The following is a 20591-nucleotide window of genomic DNA, read 5'->3' as shown; positions in this document are numbered from 1 at the left end:
GTGAACGCGCACCCAGCTGGGTCGCGCAGGGGTTCGCCGAGTACCAGAAGCGGCTGTCGCACTGGCTGCCGTTCGAGCTGGTGGAAATCGAGCCTGGCCTGCGTGGCAAGGGCCGCGATCCGCGCCGCGCCACCGAAGACGAAGGCAAGCGGGTGATCGCTGCATTGCCGAAGAATGCGTACGTGGTCGCGCTCGACGTGCCGGGTCGCCAGCTCAGTTCCGAACAGCTGGCGCAGCGCCTGGAACATTGGCGTGGGCAGGGCAGGGACCTGGCCTTCCTGATCGGCGGCCCGGAAGGGCATTCGCCTGAAGTCTCGGCATTGGCCGATGAGAAGTGGTCGATCGGGCCACTGACGCTGCCGCACATGCTGGTGCGGCTGGTGGTGGCCGAGCAGCTGTACCGTGCTGCGGCGATGATTGCCAATCACCCCTACCATCGCGCGTGAAGAGTGGTTATACTAGTCGTCTGCCCGAATAGCTCAGCCGGTTAGAGCACTTGACTGTTAATCAGGGGGTCGTTGGTTCGAGTCCAACTTCGGGCGCCACTTTGAAAAACCTGCATCGCGAGATGCAGGTTTTTTTTGCGCCGGGTAGAGTCGAGCTCGCTCGACGGCTCTGTTGATCGGCCACGACAGTCGAGCAAGCTCGACTCTACAATGCAGCGTCATCGACCAAGGATGTTGATCGTGCGCGCACTCCTGTTGCTGGGCTCGCTGCTGCTTGTGGTGCTGCCGTTCGCCTCGGCGAAAGCTGAACCTCCCACCTGGCACCCGCCGCAGGGCGCCACGGAGCTGCCGTTGTGGCCGGATGGCAAGGCGGCGGTGCCGCCGAAACTGAAGGGACCCGAGCAGCTCAGTGAGGCGATTTCCGAAGCCAGTGGCGAACGCTGGATGATGCTGCAGAACGTGGCGGTGCCGACCCTCACCGTGTTTCCGCCGAGGGAGCCAGGCAACGGCGCTGCAGTGATGGTGGTGCCGGGCGGTGGCTACCGCGTGCTTGCGATGGATCTGGAAGGCAGCGAGATCTGCCAATGGCTGACCACGCAGGGCATCACCTGTGCGTTGCTCAAGTATCGCGTGCCGGCGTCGGGACCGAACTGGGACCGCGACTGCAACTGCCGCGACAACCCATCGGTGCCGATGGCGCTGCAGGATGCACAGCGTGCAATGGGAATGCTGCGTGCGCAGGCCGCGCGCTGGAAGATCGACCCGAAACGCATCGGCGTGATCGGCTTTTCCGCGGGTGGCCATGTGGTGGCTGGCCTGAGCACGCATGCGCGGCGCAGCTACACGCCGATCGATGCGGCCGATGCACAGCCGAGCCGGCCCGATTTCGCGATGGTCATGTATTCCGGGCACCTGTGGGCAGGGCACGGCAAGGGGCTGTCGCTGGTCAAGGACATCGTCGTGGATGACAAGGTGCCGCCAACGTTCATCGCGCAGGCCACCGACGACCGTACCGATGACGTGCGCGAATCGCTGGCCTACTACCGTGCCTTGATCGATGCCGGCGTGCCGGTGGAAATGCACCTGTTCGCACGCGGCGGCCATGCGTTCGGCCTGCGCAGGCAGGATGCACCGGTCGCCGCATGGCCCCACCTGGCCGAGCGCTGGATGCAGGACATCGGCATGTTGCCGGAACGCCCGTTGTAGAGCCGGGCGCATGCTCGGCTCTACAGCGTCAGCTGGCCCTTCGAGAACGCCACCAGCGTGGTGATCGCCACCAGCAGAATCGCAGCGAACAGCACCCACTCCCAACGCGTGAACACCCGCTCGCCGCGCTGGCGCCGGGTCAGCGCGAACAACACCACGCCGGGTACGTACAGCAGTACCGACAGCAGCAGGTTGTCGAGGCCACCGGCATACACCAGCCACAGCGCATAGGCACTGGCCAGCAGTGCGACGCCGAAATCGCGCCAGCGCACGCCAGGCTCGCCTGCGTAGGCGTGCCCGCGCCAGGCCAGCTGCACGCCGAACGCGGTGGACAGGAAATACGGCACCAGGCTCATCGACGCGGCCAGCAGCACCAGCCCGGTGTAGCTGCCCGCATTGACCAGCACCAGCAGCAGGAACAGCTGGATCAGGCCGTTGCTCAACCAGAGCGCGTTGGCGGGCACGCCGCGTGCGTTCTCGCGACCCAGGAACGCCGGCATGGTGCCGTCGCCCGCTGCGGCATACAGCACTTCGGCACACAGCAGTACCCAGGCCAGCAGCGCACCGAGTACGGAAATGATCGAACCGATGATGATCACCGTGGCGCCCCACTCGCCGACGATGGCACGCAGCACGTAGGCCATCGAGGGATTGGGCAGCCCGGCCAGTTCAGCCTGCGACAGCACGCCCATCGACAGCAGGCTGACCAGTACCAGCAGCAGCCAGACACCGAGGAAGCCGATCACCGTGGCGCGGCCGACGTCGGCGCGGCGGGCGGCACGCCGCGAGTAGATGCTGGCGCCCTCGATGCCGATGAACACCCACACGGTGACCAGCATCATGCCGCGCAGCTGCTGGCCGAGGTCGCCGAGTGCAGGCGTGCCGAGGAAATCCGCGCGGAACACATCGAGGCGGAATGCGCCTGCCGCGAGCACCAGGAACAGCGCGATCGGCAGCAGTTTGGCCACGGTCACCAGGCCATTGACGATGGCCGCGGTGCGCAGGCCACGCAGCACCAGCAGATGCACGGTCCACAGCAGCACGGACGACGCTGCGACCGCGGCCGTCGTGTTGCCTTCACCGAAGACCGGCATGAAGTGGCCGAGGCCACTGAAGATCAGCACGAAGAAGCTGGCGTTGCCAAGCACGGAGGCGACCCAGTAGCCCCACGCCGCAGAGAAACCGATGTAGTTGCCGAAGCCCTCGCGCGCATACGCGTAGATGCCGGTATCCAGGTCCGGCCGGCGGTTGGCCAGCGCCTGGAACACGAAGGCCAGCATCAGCATGCCGGCGCCACTCACCGCCCAGCCGATCAGTGCGGCGGCCGGGCCGGCGCTGCGCGCGACGTTCTGTGGCAAGGAGAAGATGCCAGCACCGACCATCGAGCCGACCACCAGTGCGGTCAACGCGGGCAGGCCCAGCCGTTGCGATGTTGCGGCCATGGAGATCCCCTGCGGCAGTGATGCCGCGTGGACACGGTAGCCGCGTGGCCGTGAACACGCCTGCAAGGGCCAGGAAGACGAAGGCCCGGGCAGGTGCCCGGGCCTTCGAAGGTACTGCATGCAACGGCTTTCCGCTGTTACTTGAACGTGTACTTGAAGCCGACGGTGTAGTAACGGCCCAGCGCACCGGAGAAGTGCATCGGGTTGTAGTTCACCGCACCGTAGGTGGTCGGATCGAGCGGGGCGATGCGATCGAACACGTTGGCCACCGAGGCATTGAGTTCGAACGAATCGTTGATGCTCCAGCGGCCCGACAGATCCATTGTGGTGAACGAAGAGATCTTGGTCACCGGCGTTTCGTCAGCGTAGAAGGCCAGGTAGCTGCCGCCACGACTGCCCGTGTTGTCCATCTTGCTGATGTAGTTGACGATGCCGCTGACGCTCCACGGGCCCTGCTTCCAGGTGGTGCCGAAGTTGACCTTGTCCTTCGGCGTACCGATGCAGTTGGTGACATCGCAATTGCCGTGGGTGCCCACATAATCGACCGTCTTGCCGCCTTCGGTACGTTCGAACTTCAGGATGTGGCTCCACTGCAGGTCCAGCTCCAGCTGGCCCGGGCCGATCTCGAAGGTCTGGCGGATGTCGGTGTCGATACCGCGCACGCGCGAGGAACTGGCATTCACGTAGCCGGTGTTGACCGCCAGGATGGTGCCACTGTTGGCCACGCCATTGAGGTCATTGCTGTCACGCAGCACGTTGCCGGCAAGGATGGCGTCGTCGGTGTTGCCCTGGACGATCTCGTTGGTGCGCTTGATCTGCCATGCGTCGATGGTCATCGAGGTGGTCGAGGTCGGCTGCAGCACCAGGCCGATCGAGTAGCTCTTGGACTCTTCCGGCTTCAGCAGCTTGTTCGGCTTGGTGATGATCGCCACCGAATTGGCACCGCACTCGCTCGCTGCGCCGCCACTGATCTGGCAACGCACCGGATCGACCGCGGAGGAGAAGGCGGCCAGGCCACCATCGCCGTTCTCGGCCGGGTTAGGCGCGCGGAAGCCTTCGGCGTAGCTGGCGCGCAGGGCGATCCAGTCGGCCGGGGTCCACTTCACGCCCAGCTTCGGCGTGGCCTTGCCTTCACCGCTCTCGTACTTGTCGTAACGCAGCGCGCCGGACAGTTCCAGCTGCTCCAGTACCGGTGCGGACAGTTCGACGTAGCCGGCGTAGACGTTCTGGGTGCCGTCATAGGCCGAATAGCCCAGGCCGATGATGTCGCCCTGGTCGGTGTAGGTCTGCGGGGTCAGGCTGTTGCTGGTCTTGCGCCACTCGGTACCGATCGCCAGGCCCAGCGGGCCACCCTTGAGGTCCATCAGGCTGCGCGACACGGTGAAGTCGAACATGTCCAGGCTCGACTTGGCACGCGCGCTGATCTTCGGCGAGATGTAGTCGTACAACGCCTGTGAATTCTTGCCCGCATCGTCACCGATGCGCCACACGCCACCGGCGCAGTTCGCATTGCCCAGTGCGCACTGCACGGCGCTGTAGCGCAGGAAGCCGGTGCGCTCGTTGGTCAGGTCGGTGCCTGAGTGCAGGTAGGCGGTGTCGTAGCTCCAGTCGCCCCAGTTGCCCTTGATGCCGACCAGGAAGCGGTTGAACTCGTTGGTGTTGTCGGTCACGCGCGGGCCGACATCCCAGGCCGAGTAGCGCACGCGGACCGGCGTACCCGGGGTCGGGTTGTCCGGGTGGTTCGGGCCCAGCACGGTGGCGCCAGGGCCGGAGTTGGCATTGACCGGGCCGCCCGGATAGCCCCAGCCGCCCGACACGCCGGACGGGGTGTTGCTGAAGATGGTTTCCTTCTTCGAGTAGCCGATCTCGGTGTAGATCTCGCCGCCTTCACCGAAGGCGAAGCTGGCACGGCCGAACACGTTGACGTACTTCTCTTCCGGAATCAGGTCGCGGTACTGCTGTGCCGGATCCCACAGGCAGCCGTCGGCGGCGATGCTGGCCGGGGTCTGGCCACCGATGGTGGTCAGGCCGGTGCAGCCGGGCAGCGGCACCAGGTGGCCGGTCGGATCGAGGTAGGAACCGTTCGGGCCTGCGCCACCTGAGGTGCCGCCACGGGTGTAGGCACCCCCAAGGAACTGCGCGGTCTTGTCATAGCCCCACGGGCGGGTGTCGCCGGTACCGATCCACTTGCGGTTCTTGCGGTCGCTCAGCTTGATCGCATCGGTCTTGCCGACGTCCAGGCTGAAGAACGCATTCCAGCCATCGGTGGCCAGATCGCCGGTACCGGCGGTCAGGGTCGCCTTCTTGGCGTCGCCGTCGCTGTCACCGGACAGGCCGTAGGAGCCACGCAGGATGACGCCCTGGAAGTCGCTGCGCAGGATGATGTTGACCACGCCGGCGATGGCATCGGAGCCATAGATCGCCGAGGCGCCGTCCTTCAGCACTTCCACGCGTTCAACGGCGTCGAGCGGGATGGTGCTCAGGTCGGTGAAGACCTTCTGGCCGTCATCGGCCAGGCCATAGGTCGCCATGCGACGGCCATTCAACAGTACCAGCGTCGAGCCGGCGCCCAGGCCGCGCAGCGAGATGCCCGCGCCACCGCCGGCAAAGCCGTTGCCAAAAGTCTTGGGAATCGAGCCGGCGCCATCGGCGGTGATGGTCTGCAGGTACTCGGCCAGCGAGGTCTTGCCGGTGCGGTCGATTTCCTGGCGGGTCACCACCTGCACCGGGGACGGTGTTTCGGTGTTGGTACGCGGGATGTTCGAACCGGTGACCGTGATGCGGTCGAGGTTGGTGGCCTTTTCCTGCGCGAAAGCGGAGGTGGAAGCCATGGTGCCCACCAGCAGCAGGGTGCCGCCGGCAAGGACGTGGGTGATGGACGATGCCAGGGTGCAGCGGCGGCGGCTGGCGGGCCGTTGGATCAGGTGTTTCACAGCTTCTCTCCTAACTGGAAAACCGTAGCGTTGAGGGCTGTCTCCGGTACTGCCCGGGACGGATCAATCTAGGTTTCCGACAGGTGACGAAGTAGTGAAATTTTGCTTAATTCGTAACGCTTGATCGCGGACTTTGCCGAGTCTGTCCTTTCGCGCGTGAAGGCCGGCCCGGAAGGTTGCCGGGCCGGCCCTGAAAGCTTCAGTCCGGCAGCGAGAACTGCACCGGTACCAGGCCGATGGCCGGTACCGCTATGCCATCACGCTGTGCGGGCTCGAAGCGCCAGCGCTTGAGCACCTGCTGGCGAGCGGCCTGGTCCAGGCTGCGCGAGCCGCTGCTGCGCTCGATGCTGACCGCGACCGGTTGGCCGCTGCTGTCGACCTCCACCCGCAGCAGCACCGTGCCCTGCTCGTGGTTGCGCAGTGCCGGCACCGGGTAGGACGGCGGTGGGGCGCTGCGGTATTGCAACTGGGCACCGGCCAACGGCGTCGAACGGTCGATGCTCGGGGCCGACTGCACCGGTGTCGATTCGGCGGCGGGCGTGACGATGCCCTGCGCCTCCTCCAGCGTGGCGGTCGGCGTTGGCAACGGCGTTGTTTCCTTCGGCACGCTCTGCTGCTTCGGCACGACGTCCACGTGCTGTGGCTCCACGTACTTGGGCGGCGGCGGCAGCGGCTTGGGCAGTTCCCTCGGAATCAGCCGCACCGTGGTGGTGTCGCGCGGCAGTGTGGTGATGGCCTGATAGGTGGCCGGAATCAGCAACAACAGGAACGCGAGCAGATGCAGGGCGATGGCCGCGCTCCAGGCGGCAACGCGGGCGGGGTCGAAGTGCGGGGATGCAACGGGATACGTACGAACCATGGTCCACCTCCATGCCAGTGACGAAGTCCTCAACGCACCAGGGCCCGTGGCGGGGTTGCCGCACGCGGCTGGCAGTGCATCAGTAGCGCGGCATGGCGGCCACTGCCTAGAGGCACGGGCTGGATCGTTGGGCTTGCCTTCAGCCAGCCCCGGCAGCAGGCATCAAAAAAAAGCGGGCCCCGTTCGGGGCCCGCCTGGTTCGGCACGGGCGGCGGCGATCAGCGGCCCAGTTCGAACACCACGTCCAGGTTGACCGACACGGTCGATTCACCCGGCGCGACCGGGGTGGCCTTGTCCATCGCCGCCCCGGCGGCCATGGCACGCATCATCGGCATCGGGCGGTAACCGCCACCGGCGTTCTCGGAGATGCTGACGATGCGGCGCACCTGCAGGCCCAGCGACTTCGCGTAGGTCTGGGCACGGGCCTGGGCCTTCTTCAGCGCCGCCAGGCGGGCTTCGTCATACACCGGTTCGGGCTGGTCGATCTCGAAGCTGGGGCCGTTGATCTGGTTGGCACCCTGCGCCGCCAGTGCGTCCAGCACCTTGCCGAGCTTGGCGATGTCGCGCACCTTCAGGCTGACCGTGTTGCTGGCCTGGTAGCCGGTGATCTTCGGTGCTTCATTGTCGGCATAGCGGTACTGCGGGTTGAGGCTGACACCGCTGGTCTGCACGTCGCGCTCGGCAATGCCGGCGGCCTTGATGGCGGCCAAAACCTTGTCCATCTGCTGGGCGTTCTGGCGCATGGCGCTGTTGCCATCGGCGGCCTGGGTAACCACGCCGGCCGACAGGGTGGCCACGTCCGGTACGCGGGTGGCCTCGGCGTTGGACGAGATGTTCAGCAGGGTGCCTTCCGCGGGGGCGGCGATCGACGGCGACGGCGGGGCAGCATGGGCGGTCATCGAGGTTCCAAGGGCGAGGGACAGGGCGAGCAGCAGCGGGGTGGCGGTCAGGCGCATGGAGAACTCCTTGTTGTGCCGGTGAGGGTGGTGTCGTAGCGATGAACGCGCTGTGAGCCTATTCGGGGTTGAACGCGTTCCGGAACGGGTTGCCGACGATTCAGGTGGCGGCCTCAGGTTATGCTGTGCCGATGCTCTATCTTGCTTCCCGCTCCCCCCGACGCAACCAGTTGCTGGCCCGACTCGGACGCCCCTTCCAGGCCCTGGACCTGGAGGTCGTCGAGCAGCGCGCCGCGGCTGAAAGTGCCGAACACTATGTCTGCCGGGTCGCCGCCGACAAGGCGCGCGCCGGGCTGGCCCGGGTGCTGGCCGATGACCCGCAGGCGCGGGTGCTCGGTTCGGACACCGAAGTGGTGCTGGACGGTGAAGTGTTCGGCAAGCCGGTCGATGCCGCCGATGCGCGGGCGATGCTGGCGCGCCTGGCAGGGCGCACCCACCAGGTGATGACCGCCGTAGTGGTTGTTGGCGCGCAAGGGCTGGACAGTGAGCTGGTCATCTCCGAGGTGACCTTCGCGCCGATCGACGCCACCGACATCGCCGCCTACGTGGCTACCGGCGAACCGTTGGACAAGGCCGGTGCCTACGCCATCCAGGGCGGCGCCGAACGCTGGATCGAGCACCTGTCCGGCAGCTACTCCGGCGTGATGGGGCTGCCGTTGCTGCACACTGATCGTTTGCTGGCGCGCTGCGGCGTGCCGGCCCCCATTGCCGATGCCGCCAGGGAGGCTGCAGATGTCTGAGGAAATCCTGGTCAATGTGACCCCGCGCGAAACCCGGGTCGCGGTGATCGAAAACGGCATGCTGCAGGAACTGCACATCGAGCGCGGCTGGCGCCGGGGTGTGGTCGGCAACATCTACAAGGGCAAGGTGCAGCGGGTCATGCCCGGCATGCAGGCCGCTTTCGTCGAGGTCGGGCTGGAGCGCGCCGCGTTCCTGCACGCCAACGATGTGGTGCGCCCGGCCCCGGTGGCCAGCGCCGATACCGAGAACACCACCCTGCCGCCGCCGGCCAGTGTGCCGATCGTCGAACTGCTGCGCGACGGCCAGGACATCGTGGTGCAGGTGGTGAAGGATCCGATCGGCACCAAGGGCGCGCGCCTGACCACGCAGATCAGCATTCCCTCGCGCTACATGGTGCTGCTGCCACAGTCCAAGGTGGTGGGCGTGTCGGCCCGCATCGAGGACGAGACCGAGCGCGCACGCCTGAAGGCGCTGGTGACCGAGCTGTCGGCACAACACGGCGGTTACGGCTACATCGTGCGGACCAATGCGGAGGGCCAGCCGGCCGAGGCCATCGCCGAGGACATCGCCTACCTGTCGCGGGTATGGAACGTGGTCGAGCGCCGCGGCCGCGAAGCCGCCTCCTGCAGCATCATCTATGAAGACCTGAGCCTGCCGCTGCGTTCTGTGCGCGACCTGATCCGCAAGGACGTGGACAAGGTGAAGGTCGATTCGAAGGAGACCTTCGGCCAGCTGCAGGCCTTCGTTGCCAAGTACATGCCGGTGCTGGCCGAAAAGCTGGAGCTGTATTCCGGTGACCGCCCGATCTTCGACATGTTCGGGGTGGAGGATGAGATCGGCCGCGCGCTGGACAAGCAGGTGCCGCTGAAATCGGGTGGCTACCTGGTGATCGACCAGACCGAGGCGATGACCACCATCGACGTCAACACCGGTTCGTTCCTCGGCCAGCGCAACCTGGAAGAGACGGTGTTCCGCACCAACCTGGAGGCCGCACAGGCGGTGGCGCGGCAGCTGCGGCTGCGCAACCTGGGCGGCATCATCATCATCGACTTCATCGACATGGACGATGCCGAGCATCGCCGCCAGGTGCTGCGCACGCTGGAAAAGGCGTTGGCCCGCGACCATGCCAAGACCACCGTCTACGACTTCTCGCCGCTTGGCCTGGTGGAGATGACGCGCAAGCGCACGGTCGAGAGCCTGGAGCGCCAGCTGTCGGAAACCTGCCCGCAGTGCAGTGGCCGCGGCAGCATCAAGACCACCGAAACGGTGACCTACGAGATCTTCCGTGAGATCACCCGCGCGGTGCGCCAGTTCGATGCTGCGCGCCTGCTGGTGATCGCTTCGACCAAGGTGGTCGCGCGCATCACCGACGAGGAATCCTCGGCGGTGGCCGAGCTGGAGGAGTTCCTCGGCAAGAGCATCCGCTTCCAGGCGGACGAGCAGTACCTGCAGGAGCAATTCGATGTCGTTCTGCTCTGATCCTCGCCGGCCGCAGGCCGGCGGCGGCCGATGAGCGCGCCGCCGCGCCTGCGACTGCGAAGGATCCGCCGTCATTTCATTGCCGCGTGTGCGGTGGGCCTGGTCGGGCTTGCCTTGCTGGTGGGCAGCATCAGCCAGCTGCTGCCGCTGGCCGAGCGCCATCCCGACAGGATTGCTGCGTGGCTGAGCGAGCGTGCCGGCCAGCCGGTGCGTTTCGACCAGCTGCAGACTGCGTGGACCCGCCGTGGCCCGCTGCTGCAGCTGAAGGGCCTGCGCATCGGCGCCGGCCAGGGCCTGGCGATCGGCGAGGCGGAAGTGCTGGTGTCGATGTACAGCGGGCTGCTGCCGGGCCGTTCGCTGACCGAGTTGCGCCTGCGTGGGCTGGCGCTGGACCTGCAGCAGGGTGAGGACGGCCGCTGGTCGGTGCGCGGCCTGCCGCAGTCAACCAATGGCGGTGACCCGCTGGATGCGCTGCGCCGGCTGGGCGAACTGCAGGTGGTCGAGGGCCGCCTCGGCGTGCACGCGCCGGATCTGGGCATCGATACCACGCTGCCGCGCATCGACCTGCGCCTGCGCGTCAACGGCGACCGCCTGCGCGTGGGCGTGCGTGCCTGGGCTCAGGCCGACGCACTGCCACTGACCGCGGTGCTGGATGTGGACCGCATGCGCGGCAACGGCCAGGCCTGGCTGGGCGCCGATCCTGTTGATTTCCATGCCTGGTCGCCGCTGCTTGCAGCCGGCGGCGTCCGCCTGCGAGAAGGCAAGGGCGAGCTGAACCTGTGGCTGACCCTGCGTGATTTCGCCCCCGTTGCGCTGACCACCGATTCGGACCTGCGCGACGTCCGCATCGATGGTGCTCCGATGCCCGACCTGGCAGCTCCGTACCTGAAGCTGCAGCGCCTGCAGGCACGCCTGCGCTGGCAGCGCCAGGCCGAAGGCTGGGCCCTGCAGGTGCCGCGCCTGCGCCTGAAGACCGAAGACGGCGAGCAACAGCTTGACGGCCTGCAGCTGCAGGTCGGCAGGCAGCTGCGGGTGAGTTCCGGCGACGTGCAGGCCGGCACCGCGCTGCGCGCGCTGGCGCTGAGTGATCGCCTCGACCCCGGCCTGCGCCACTGGCTGTTCCTGTCCCGGCCGCAACTGGATGTGCGTGAGCTGCAGCTGTCCGGCCAGCGTGATGGCCCGCTGTGGGCGCAGGGTGAACTGAAATCGCTGGGCTTTGCCAGCGTGGGCCATTCGCCGGGCCTGCGCGGCCTGGGGGGCCGTTTCGAGGGCGATGCCGATGGTTTCAGCCTGCAGCTGCAGCCACGCCAGCAGCTGCAGTTCGATTGGCCGACCGGATTCGGCGTGCGCCATGACCTGCACCTGGCAGGACAGGTGGTGGGCTGGCGAGACGAAGCGGGCGGCTGGCGCATCGGCACCGCGGCGATGCGCGTGGAAGGCACCGACTATGCCGCCGACGTGCGCGGTGGTGTCTGGTTCCAGGGTGATGGCACCCGGCCGTGGCTGCAGCTGGCGGCCAAGCTGGACGACGTGCCGATGACCGCGGCCAAGCGTTTCTGGATCCATTCCAGGATGAGCAAGGGCGCCACCGACTGGCTCGACATGGCACTGGCCGGTGGCCAGGTGCGCAACGGTGTCGGCCTGGTCAGCGGCGACCTGGACGACTGGCCGTTCGACAACAACGATGGCCGCTTCGAGGCCACCGGCCACATCACCAATGGTGACATCCGTTTCCAGCACGACTGGCCCCTGATGAGCCAGGTCGACGCCGATATCGCCTTCATCGGCCCCGGCTTCGACATGCACGGGCGCGGCGACCTGGCCGGTGTGGCGGTGCAGACGTTCGAGGCGGGCATTCCGGATTTCGGCCAGCAGCCGCTGTACGTGCGCGCCGACACCCAGAGCGAGGCCGGCAGGCTGCTGGCGATGCTGCGGCAGAGTCCCTTGCACAAGGACTATGGCGACACGCTCGACAACCTGACCGCGGCAGGCCCGGCGCATGTGACCTTCGACCTGCTGCAGCCGCTGCACCTGGATGAAGGCGGCGGCCATCTGCAGGGCACGGTCGACCTCGACGGTGTGAAGCTGGTCGACAAGCGCTTCCAGCTGACCTTCGACAACATGCATGGGCAGGCCCGCTACGGCAACGGCGGTTTCGGTGCCGAGGAACTGGCGGTGCGCCACCTCGGCCAGGACGGTCGCCTGAGCCTGCGTGCCGGCAGCTACGTGCGCGACAGCAAGCTGGCGTTTGAATCGCTGCTGTCGGCCAACCTTGATGCGGGTGTGCTGATCGACCGCGCGCCGGAAATGGCATGGCTCAAGCCGTACATCGCAGGAACCTCGCCGTGGACCATCGCGGTCAACCTGCCCAAGGTTGCACCGGGCGCGCCTGCGCCGCCCAGCGAACTGCGGCTGAGTTCGGATCTGGTGGGGACCCGCCTGGACCTGCCTGCGCCGCTGGACAAGCCGGCCGGCGAACCGCTGGCGACCACGGTGGCCGCGCAGTTGCCGATGGGGGCCGGTCGCATCGACGTGGCCTTTGGCCAGCGCCTGGCGCTGGCTGCGCGCAGCCACAACAACCGCACCGGCGTGCAGGTCACCCTGGGCAGCGATCATGTCGATCGCGAGCCACCGCCGAGCGGGCTGGCCGTCAACGGTCGCAGCCCGACCCTGGATGCGCTGGAATGGATCAGCCTCGCGCGCGGAGGCGGTGATGATGACGGCATGCCGCTGCGTGCGGTGGATGTGCAGGTCGGCAAGCTGATGCTGATCGGTGGCGTTTTCGAACAGACCCGCCTGCAGCTGCAGCCGGGCGCGCAGGCGCTGGACGTGCGCCTGGACGGACCTTCGCTGGCAGGTCGCCTGAGCGTGCCCAATGCCGAGGGCGGCACCATCAGTGGCCAGCTGGACCGCGTGCACTGGCAGTCGCTGCCGGTGGCGCCGGGTGCGCCTGCGGCGCGGGTGCAGGCCGGTGCCAACGACATGGACCCGGCCAAGCTGCCGCCGTTCGCGCTGGACATCGCCGACCTGAAGTTCGGCAAAGTGGTGCTGGGGCAGGCGGTGCTGCGCACGCGCCCGCTGGCCAATGGCCTGAACGTGGACGAGCTGCGCTTCCGCGCGCCGGACCAGCAGATCGACATCAACGGCCGCTGGTTGGGTCGTACCGGTGGCGCCCGTACCGAACTGACCGCGCAGGTACGCAGTGAAGACCTGGGCGGCCTGATGCAGAACCTCGATTACGGCGGCCAGCTGCGTGGCGGTTCCGGGCAGGCGCAGCTGCAGGCCTCGTGGAGTGGCGGTCCCTCGGACTTCCAGCTGGCCCAACTGCAGGGCCGGCTCGACCTGCACGCACGCAATGGCCAGCTGCTGGAGCTGGAGCCCGGCGCCGGCCGCGTGCTCGGCCTGCTCAGCGTCACCCAGTTGCCACGGCGCCTGATGTTCGACTTCCGCGACTTCTTCTCCAAGGGCTTCGCGTTCAACCAGGTCGACGGCAGCGTGCAGTTCGGCCAGGGCATGGCCCGCACCGACAAGGTGCTGATCGAAGGCCCCGCGGCGAACATCACCATCCGCGGCCAGGCCGACCTGCGCAACCAGCAGTTCGACCAGACCATCGACGTCAACCCACGCGCCGGCAATCTGCTGACCGTGGTCGGCGCGGTGGCGGGGGGGCCGGTGGGCGCGGCACTCGGCGCGGCCACCAATGCGGTATTGTCCAAACCGTTGGGCGAGATCGGCGCCCGTACCTACAAGGTGACCGGCCCATGGAAGGAGCCGAAGGTGGAAGTGATCGAACGCAGCCGCGAGAAGGCGCCGCCCGCTCCGGCCCCCGGCATTCCGCCGACCGTCACCGACCTGCCACGCTCGCGCTGAGCGTGGCTTTCCTGTTCACCGGGCTTGCCTCGGCGCCCCCGCACCCCCAGATCGAGAGCCATGACTGATATCGCCCTGACGCTTGCCCAAGACCGCCTGCTGCGCCCCGGTGGCCTGGATACCGCTGGCCTGGAGCGCACCTTCGGCCAGCTGCTCGGCCCCGGTGTCGACTTTGGCGACCTCTACTTCCAGCACGCCCGCCGCGAGAGCTGGAGCGTGGAGGACGGCATCGTCAAGGACGGTGCCCATTCCATCGAGCAGGGCGTGGGCGTGCGGGCGATTTCCGGCGAGAAGACCGGCTTTGCCTATTCCGATGACATCCATGCCGATGCGCTGCGGGTAGCGGCGCAGTCGGCACGCGCGATCTCGCGCGAAGGCGGCGCGCAGTCCGGGCGCTCGCTGCTGCGTGGCAACGCGCGTGCGTTGTACCCGGCGCTGGACCCGATCGACGGTATCGGCAACGAGGCCAAGGTCGAGGTGCTCAAGCGCCTGGACGGCTATCTGCGTGCCGCGGACCCTCGCGTGAAGCAGGTGATGGTCAGCCTGTCCGGCGGCGTGGATACCGTGCTGATCGCGCGCAGCGACGGCGTGCTGGGCGCCGACGTGCGCCCGCTGGTGCGCCTGAACGTGCAGGTGATCGTCGAGCACAACGGCCGCCGCGAGTCCGGCTATGCCGGTGGCGGTGGCCGCTATGGCTATGCGGAACTGTTCGCCGACGGCCGGCCTGAAGCGTTCGCGCTTGAGGCGCTGCGTCAGGCGCTGGTGAACCTTGAGGCGGTACCGGCGCCGGCCGGCGTGATGCCGGTGGTGCTCGGCCCGGGCTGGCCCGGCGTGCTGCTGCACGAAGCCGTGGGTCATGGCCTGGAAGGCGACTTCAACCGCAAGGGCACCAGCGTCTACGCCGGCCGCATCGGTGAACGCGTTGCGGCGCCGGGCGTGACCATCGTCGACGACGGCACGCTGGATGGCCGCCGCGGGTCGTTGAACATCGACGACGAAGGCCACCCCAGCCAGTGCACCACGCTGATCGAGGACGGCATCCTGGTCGGCTACATGCAGGACAGCCTCAATGCCCGCCTGATGGGCGTGGCACCGACCGGCAACGGGCGCCGCGAATCGTTCGCGCACCTGACCATGCCACGCATGACCAACACCTACATGCGTGCCGGCCAGCATGACCCGCAGGAAATGATCCGCTCGGTGAAGAAGGGCCTGTACGCGGTCAACTTCGGCGGCGGCCAGGTCGACATCACCAGTGGCAAGTATGTGTTCTCGGCCACCGAGGCCTACCTGATCGAGGATGGCCGGATCACCACGCCGGTGAAGGGCGCGACCCTGATCGGCAATGGCCCGGAAACCATGCAGAAGGTGCGCATGGTCGGCAACGACCTGGCCCTCGACGAAGGCGTGGGCATCTGCGGCAAGGATGGGCAGAGTGTGCCCGTGGGGGTCGGCCAGCCTTCGTTGTTGATCGAGGGCATCACCGTCGGCGGTACCCAGGCCTGAGCCGGGCGATGGCCAGTGCCACCGCCCACGCCGGGGAGGACTCAGTCCTCGTCGGCTTCGCCGGCCTCGACGTCGTCGGCCTCATCGGCCGCGGCCTTGAGGCCAAGCGCCGCTGGCAGCATCAGGCCGCGCAGCACCTGGAAGATCTCGCGGTAGGCGCGCGGCGGCTTGTTCTTCGCTTTCTCGGCCTGTGCATTGCGCACCAGCGTGCGCAGCTGCTGGCGGTCGGCCTGCGGGTAATCGTTGAGCAGTGCGGCCAGCGCCTTGTCGCCGTCGGCCAGCAGGCGGTCGCGCCAGTCTTCCACGCGGTGCATCATCGCCACTTCGCGGCGGCCGGTTTCGCTGTTCGCGTCCAGCGCATCGCGGATCGCATCCAGCGTGGCGTCCTCTTCGCGACGCATGTGCTTGGCCAGGAACGCCAGCTGGCGCTTGTGGGCGATATGGGCGGTGATGCGCTTGCACTCGGCGATATGCGGCAGCAGGTCTTCCGGAATCGGCAGGCGCGCCAGCTGGGCCGGGGTCAGCGACACCAGCTTCTCGCCCAGGGCCAGCACGTCGAGCGCGTCGCGCCGGTTCTGGCTGCGGCTCTTGTCGTGGAATTCACCGGTTTCTTCGTCGCGTCCGCGCATCGTCCCTACCTGATCTCAAAAAAAGTCGCCCGGCGTGATGCCGGGCCCAACCTGTACAGGATAAAGCATTGAACGTGATCGCCCCTGAAGTGGCCGTCGGCGACGACAGCCCGGCCCGGCTGGAACGGCTGGCCGACCTTTCCCAGCAGTTGCTCGACCGCGCCCGCGCGCTGGGCGCCAGCCAGGCCGAGGTCAGCTGCAGCGAGGACCGCGGCCTGGAGGTCAATGTCCGCCTCGGCGAGGTCGAGACCGTGCAGTCCACCCGCGACCGCGGCATCGCGGTGACGGTCTATTTCGGCAAGCGCAAGGGCAGTGCCAGCACCGGCGACCTGAACGAGGCCAGCCTGGCGGCCACGGTCGAGCAGGCCTGCGCGATCGCCCGGCACACCGAGGCCGACCCGGCTGCCGGGCTTGCCGAGGCGGCGCTGATGGCCCGCGACTTCCCCGACCTGGACAGCTGGCACCCCTGGGCGCTGCAGGCTGACGAGGCGGTGGACCTGGCCCTGGCCTGCGAGCAGGCCGGTCGCGGGGCCGATGCACGCATCAGCAATTCCGACGGTGCCTCGGTGTCGAGCATGCAGAGCGTATCGGTCTATGCCAATTCGCATGGCTTCATCGGCCGCGAGCGCGGAACCCACCATTCGGTTGGCTGCGCCCTGATCGCTGGCACTGGCGATGGCATGCAACGTGATGGCTGGTACACCGGCGGCCTGGCCCGCGAGGACCTGGAGGCGGCCGACAGCGTGGGCCGCCGCGCCGCCGAGCGTACCGTGGCCCGCCTGCAGCCGCGTTCGCTGCCGACCGGCAGCATGCCGGTGCTGTTCGCCCCGGAAGCGGCCCGCAGCCTGGTCGGCCACCTGCTGTCGGCGGTATCCGGCGGCGCCCTGTACCGGCAGGCCAGCTTCCTGCTGGACAGTGTCGGCCAGCGGCTGTTCCCGGAGTGGATGCAGATCGAGGAACTGCCGCACCTGCGCCGTGGGCTGCGCTCGGCCGCCTTCGACGGTGACGGCGTGGCGACCCGTGCGTCGGCCCTGGTCAGCGACGGGGTGCTGCAGCGCTACGTGCTGGGCAGCTATTCGGCGCGCAAGCTGGGCCTGCAGACCACCGCTAACGCCGGTGGCGTGCACAACCTGCAGCTGGCCGCCAACGCCGGCTCGCTGCAGGAGATCGCGCGCCAGATGGGCGACGGGCTGCTGGTGACCGAGCTGATGGGACAGGGCGTGAACGGGGTGACCGGTGACTACTCGCGTGGTGCCGGTGGCTTCCGCGTCGAGAACGGCGAGATCCAGTACCCGGTGGACGGCATCACCATCGCCGGCAACCTGCGCGAGATGTTCAGCAGCATCGAGGCGGTCGGCAGCGACGTCGACCCGCGCTCACACATCCGGACCGGTTCGATCCTGCTGGGACGGATGACCATTGCCGGTAATGATTGATGGCATTGATGGCGTAAGCTATGCGCGCCTGACGCGACCAGCTTGGTGCTGGTGGGTCAAGACCACCCAATGAAAAGGAGTTTTGTCGTGAGTGAATTCGATAACGTCCCGCCGCCGCCGGCCACCACTGACGCGCCGGCCGACCAGCGCACCATGGCCCTGGCCGCGCACCTGCTGGGCATCTTCACCTGGTTCATCGGCCCGCTGATCATCTGGCTGATCAACAAGGATGACGCCGGCAAGGCCTTCGTGACCGACCAGGCCAAGGAAGCACTGAACTTCCAGATCACCATCACCATCGCGATGCTGATCTGCATCGTGCTGACCATCGTGATCATCGGCGGCATCCTGGCCCCGATCGTCGGCATCCTGAACCTGGTGTTCTGCATCATCGCCGCGGTCAAGGCCAACAACGGCGAAGCCTACCGCTATCCGTTCGCACTGCGCCTGATCAAGTAAGTACGGCTGCGCGTGGATATGGAAACGCCCGGCCATGCCGGGCGTTTCTGTTTGCAGCGCGCGGGTAGCGCCAGGCCACGACCGGTGGCCGCGATCAGTGATCCCGTTCCACCGCCAGCGTCGCCAGCGCGCGCAACGCATCGGCTTCCTCGCCATGGCCGGCCAGGATCGACTGCATGCGCGTGGCGAGTTCGCGCAGCTGGGCCTTCGCACCGTCCATGCCAAGCAGGGCGGGGAAGGTGCTCTTGTCCTGTGCCTGGTCCTTGCCGGCAGTCTTGCCCAGCTGCTCGGAACTGGCCTCGACATCGAGGATGTCGTCACGCACCTGGAACGCCAGGCCGAGTGCATCGGCGAAGCTGTCGAGCTGGGCCAACTGCGGTTCGTGGGCCTGACCACATAGCGCACCCATGCGCACCGCGGCGCGGATCAGCGCCCCGGTCTTCAGGGCATGCATGCGGGTGAGAGCCGCCAGTGTCTGCTGCTGGCCGGTGGCGTCGATGTCCAGGGCCTGGCCGCCGCACATGCCGGCGGCGCCGGAGGCGTGGGCCAGCGTCTGCAGGCAGGCCACGCGCAATGTGGCCGGCAGCGGTGCATCGGCCAGCAGGCCGAAGGCACGGGCCTGCAGTGCGTCGCCGGCGAGGATCGCCGTGGCTTCGTCAAATGCGATATGCGTGGTCGGCTTGCCACGACGCAGGGCGTCATCGTCCATCGCCGGCAGATCGTCATGCACCAGTGAATAGGCGTGGATCAGTTCGACCGCCATCGCGGCGGCGTCCAGCGCTTCCGGCTGCGCACCGAACAGGTGGCCGCTGGCATACACCAGCAACGGGCGCATGCGCTTGCCGCCGCCCAGCACTGAATAGCGCATGGCCTGGTGCAGGCCCTGCGGTGCCTCGGCAGGCGAGGGCAGTGCGGCGTCGAGCTCGCTTTCAATACGGTCGCGCCAGCGCGCGAACAGGGCCTCAGCCGTCATGGCTGGGCGGGTCGAACGGCTCGGCTGCTTCCGGCTGGGCCGGATCGCTGAGCAGGCGCACGCGCAGTTCGGCCTGCTCCAGCGCCTGCTGGCACTGGCGGTACAGGCCAACGCCACGTTCGTATGCACTGAGCGAAGCTTCCAGGCTCAGCTCGCCGGTTTCCATCTGCTCCACCAGCTGCTCCAGCGACTCGAGCGACTGCTCGAACTGGGCGACCGGGGAGGCGTTTTCGGGGGACTTCTTGGCCATGCGACAAGTGTGGACGGGCCGCGCGCGGGGGTCAATTCACCAGCCGCCCGGGCGCCACTGCAGTTGCGCCCCATGGGCCTGCAACCAGGCCTGCAAAGGTGCTGCGATGACCACGTCGGCGGCGGCCAGCAACTGCGGGCCATCGAAGATCAGCGGCAGCTGCGCGCGTCGCCAGGGCGCGAGGTGTTCCCGTTGCAGGCAGTCCTTCAGGGCATGCGAATGCTGGCGTCCGGGCAGCTGGATGCGCTCACCACCCACGCGTGCGCGAACCTGCAGCGTGCGTTCGAAGGCCGCCGCGCCCTGCAGGCGCAGCTGGCCGCCATCGGGCAGCGGCAAGGGCGCGCGTCCATCCCATTCGGCCTGCCAGTCGCGTGGCAGCACGGGAAGCGTCGCGGGTAGCAGGTACGCATGGTCCCGCCATTGCTGGATCACGTGATCGTGCCACCCCACGCGCGCCTGGCGGTCGTTGTCGGCGGGAAGCAGTTCGGCCAGTGCCTGCTGCAACACCGTGGCCGGCAAGGGGGCTGCACCGTGGGCCAGCACCCAGCCACGCAGCACGCGTGCGGCGCGGCCGGGTGAAATCTGCCGTAGCAGCTGCAGCGACAGCACGCGCGGTGCCACCTCCAGATGCGCGATCAGCTCGGCGTCTTCTTCATCAAGCAGTTCACGGGTCTGCCCGCAATGCGCGGCGCTGCCGGCCAGCGCCGCGGCCGCATGTGGCCAGCGCTGGCGCAGCAGCGGCAGCACCTGCAGGCGCAGGAAATTGCGGTCAGCATGATCGTCGCCATTGCTGGGATCTTCGATCCAGTGCAGTGCATGCTGGTGCGCGTAGTCCAGCAGTGCATCGCGCGGGACCTGAAGCAATGGTCGCCACAGGGCGTGTCCACCAAAGTGACTGTGTGCGGACATCGCTGCAAGGCCATCGACGCCGGAACCGCGCAGGGCGCGCAGCAGGAAGGTCTCGGCCTGGTCGTCCTGGTGCTGGGCCAGCGCCAATGTTTCGCCGTCGCGCAACTCGGCGGCGAACGCCCCGCGCCGTGCCTGCCGCGCTGCGCCTTCGAGGCCCAGGCCTGCGGTGTTATCGATTCTTACGTGGTGCACGGCCAGGTCGATGCCCAGCGCTGTGCACTGCTGCTGGCAGTGCCGCACCCAGTCGTCGGCCGCGGACTGCAGGCCATGGTGCACGTGCACCGCACGCAGCGGAGTGCCGGAGGCCTGTGCGCAGCGGCACAGCCAGTGCAGCAGCACGGTCGAGTCGACACCGCCGCTGTAGCCGACCAGCAGCGGCGCATCCAGCGGAACAAGGGCAGGGAAGGCAGTCACGGCCGCAAGTATAGGGTTGCCCGGCAGGGCTGCGCCCTGCACCCGCTACGATCCAGAGCAACAGCAACAGCAACAGCAACAGC

Annotated in this window: 16 protein-coding genes and 1 tRNA gene; 9 read left to right on the top strand and 8 right to left on the bottom strand. The window is 67.7% G+C overall.

Going from position 1 to position 20591, the window contains the following annotated elements:
• The 3 genes from rlmH to N7590_RS18080 form a co-directional block, all read left to right on the top strand.
• The coding region (gene rlmH / locus N7590_RS18090) for a 23S rRNA (pseudouridine(1915)-N(3))-methyltransferase RlmH (protein ID WP_279935774.1) at positions 1-446 on the top strand (446 nt) is incomplete at its 5' end.
• A 22-nt stretch (positions 447-468) separates the two neighbouring features.
• Positions 469-545, top strand: a tRNA-Asn gene (locus tag N7590_RS18085).
• A 132-nt stretch (positions 546-677) separates the two neighbouring features.
• The gene (locus N7590_RS18080) at positions 678-1652 is read left to right on the top strand and encodes an alpha/beta hydrolase (RefSeq protein ID WP_204275128.1); all 975 of its coding nucleotides are present in this window, start codon (positions 678-680) and stop codon (positions 1650-1652) included.
• Positions 1653-1672: 20 nt separating this feature from the next.
• Here the strand turns inward: N7590_RS18080 and N7590_RS18075 are convergent, their stop codons facing one another.
• From N7590_RS18075 to N7590_RS18060, 4 genes are all read right to left on the bottom strand, one after another.
• The gene (locus N7590_RS18075) at positions 1673-3094 is read right to left on the bottom strand and encodes a basic amino acid/polyamine antiporter (protein ID WP_053511450.1); all 1422 of its coding nucleotides are present in this window, start codon (positions 3092-3094) and stop codon (positions 1673-1675) included.
• Between the two features lie 137 nt (positions 3095-3231).
• The gene (locus N7590_RS18070) at positions 3232-6027 is read right to left on the bottom strand and encodes a TonB-dependent receptor (protein WP_164242007.1); all 2796 of its coding nucleotides are present in this window, start codon (positions 6025-6027) and stop codon (positions 3232-3234) included.
• A 199-nt stretch (positions 6028-6226) separates the two neighbouring features.
• The gene (locus tag N7590_RS18065) at positions 6227-6886 is read right to left on the bottom strand and encodes an energy transducer TonB (RefSeq protein ID WP_164242009.1); all 660 of its coding nucleotides are present in this window, start codon (positions 6884-6886) and stop codon (positions 6227-6229) included.
• Between the two features lie 218 nt (positions 6887-7104).
• Positions 7105-7842, bottom strand: a complete 738-nt coding sequence (locus N7590_RS18060; protein WP_133935249.1) for an SIMPL domain-containing protein — start codon at positions 7840-7842, stop codon at positions 7105-7107.
• A 131-nt stretch (positions 7843-7973) separates the two neighbouring features.
• Here N7590_RS18060 and N7590_RS18055 point away from each other — a divergent pair, with 131 nt between their 5' ends.
• From N7590_RS18055 to tldD, 4 genes are read left to right on the top strand one after another with little or no spacing between them, the layout of a single operon-like run.
• Positions 7974-8582, top strand: coding sequence for a Maf family nucleotide pyrophosphatase (locus tag N7590_RS18055; protein ID WP_053511454.1), 609 nt, complete (start codon positions 7974-7976; stop codon positions 8580-8582).
• On the top strand, positions 8575-10062 hold the full coding sequence (gene rng, locus N7590_RS18050) for a ribonuclease G (RefSeq protein WP_008264487.1): 1488 nt from the start codon (positions 8575-8577) through the stop codon (positions 10060-10062). The genes N7590_RS18055 and rng overlap by 8 nt, the downstream gene beginning before the upstream one ends.
• 30 nt (positions 10063-10092) lie before the next feature.
• Entirely contained in the window at positions 10093-13932 is a 3840-nt protein-coding gene (locus N7590_RS18045) for a YhdP family protein (protein WP_164242011.1), read from the top strand.
• Between the two features lie 60 nt (positions 13933-13992).
• Positions 13993-15438: a metalloprotease TldD gene (gene tldD / locus N7590_RS18040; protein ID WP_164242012.1), complete on the top strand. Its 1446-nt coding sequence runs from the start codon at positions 13993-13995 to the stop codon at positions 15436-15438.
• A 41-nt stretch (positions 15439-15479) separates the two neighbouring features.
• Here tldD and yjgA read toward each other — a convergent pair whose 3' ends face one another.
• The gene (gene yjgA, locus N7590_RS18035) at positions 15480-16067 is read right to left on the bottom strand and encodes a ribosome biogenesis factor YjgA (RefSeq protein ID WP_164242018.1); all 588 of its coding nucleotides are present in this window, start codon (positions 16065-16067) and stop codon (positions 15480-15482) included.
• A 68-nt stretch (positions 16068-16135) separates the two neighbouring features.
• On the opposite strand from yjgA, the gene pmbA reads away from it, so the two are divergent.
• Entirely contained in the window at positions 16136-17503 is a 1368-nt protein-coding gene (gene pmbA / locus N7590_RS18030) for a metalloprotease PmbA (RefSeq protein ID WP_279935773.1), read from the top strand.
• 87 nt (positions 17504-17590) lie between these two features.
• Positions 17591-17962, top strand: coding sequence for a DUF4870 domain-containing protein (locus N7590_RS18025; protein WP_053511457.1), 372 nt, complete (start codon positions 17591-17593; stop codon positions 17960-17962).
• A gap of 94 nt (positions 17963-18056) precedes the next feature.
• On the opposite strand, the gene N7590_RS18020 is transcribed toward N7590_RS18025, so the two are convergent.
• From N7590_RS18020 to tilS, 3 genes are read right to left on the bottom strand one after another with little or no spacing between them, the layout of a single operon-like run.
• A complete protein-coding gene (locus N7590_RS18020) occupies positions 18057-18935 on the bottom strand; it encodes a farnesyl diphosphate synthase (protein WP_164242022.1) in 879 nt (292 codons plus the stop codon).
• A complete protein-coding gene (locus tag N7590_RS18015) occupies positions 18925-19185 on the bottom strand; it encodes an exodeoxyribonuclease VII small subunit (protein WP_010482975.1) in 261 nt (86 codons plus the stop codon). The genes N7590_RS18020 and N7590_RS18015 overlap by 11 nt, the downstream gene beginning before the upstream one ends.
• 36 nt (positions 19186-19221) lie before the next feature.
• The gene (gene tilS / locus N7590_RS18010) at positions 19222-20508 is read right to left on the bottom strand and encodes a tRNA lysidine(34) synthetase TilS (protein ID WP_239544370.1); all 1287 of its coding nucleotides are present in this window, start codon (positions 20506-20508) and stop codon (positions 19222-19224) included.
• Positions 20509-20591: the final 83 nt, after the last annotated feature.

The organism is Stenotrophomonas sp. GD04024 (assembly GCF_029837545.1).
GTDB classification, from domain to species: Bacteria; Pseudomonadota; Gammaproteobacteria; order Xanthomonadales; family Xanthomonadaceae; genus Stenotrophomonas; species Stenotrophomonas forensis.
The sequence above is the reverse complement of the archived record's forward strand: the minus strand, read 5'-3'. Positions and strand labels throughout refer to the sequence as shown.

Coding starts and splice junctions, on each gene's coding strand:
- N7590_RS18080 (WP_204275128.1), top strand. CDS start 678: ATGTTGATCGTGCGCGCACTCCTGTTGCTGGGCTCGCTGCTGCTTGTG.
- N7590_RS18075 (WP_053511450.1), bottom strand. CDS start 3,094: ATGGCCGCAACATCGCAACGGCTGGGCCTGCCCGCGTTGACCGCACTG.
- N7590_RS18065 (WP_164242009.1), bottom strand. CDS start 6,886: ATGGTTCGTACGTATCCCGTTGCATCCCCGCACTTCGACCCCGCCCGC.
- N7590_RS18060 (WP_133935249.1), bottom strand. CDS start 7,842: ATGCGCCTGACCGCCACCCCGCTGCTGCTCGCCCTGTCCCTCGCCCTT.
- N7590_RS18055 (WP_053511454.1), top strand. CDS start 7,974: ATGCTCTATCTTGCTTCCCGCTCCCCCCGACGCAACCAGTTGCTGGCC.
- rng (WP_008264487.1), top strand. CDS start 8,575: ATGTCTGAGGAAATCCTGGTCAATGTGACCCCGCGCGAAACCCGGGTC.
- N7590_RS18045 (WP_164242011.1), top strand. CDS start 10,093: ATGAGCGCGCCGCCGCGCCTGCGACTGCGAAGGATCCGCCGTCATTTC.
- tldD (WP_164242012.1), top strand. CDS start 13,993: ATGACTGATATCGCCCTGACGCTTGCCCAAGACCGCCTGCTGCGCCCC.
- yjgA (WP_164242018.1), bottom strand. CDS start 16,067: ATGCGCGGACGCGACGAAGAAACCGGTGAATTCCACGACAAGAGCCGC.
- N7590_RS18020 (WP_164242022.1), bottom strand. CDS start 18,935: ATGACGGCTGAGGCCCTGTTCGCGCGCTGGCGCGACCGTATTGAAAGC.
- N7590_RS18015 (WP_010482975.1), bottom strand. CDS start 19,185: ATGGCCAAGAAGTCCCCCGAAAACGCCTCCCCGGTCGCCCAGTTCGAG.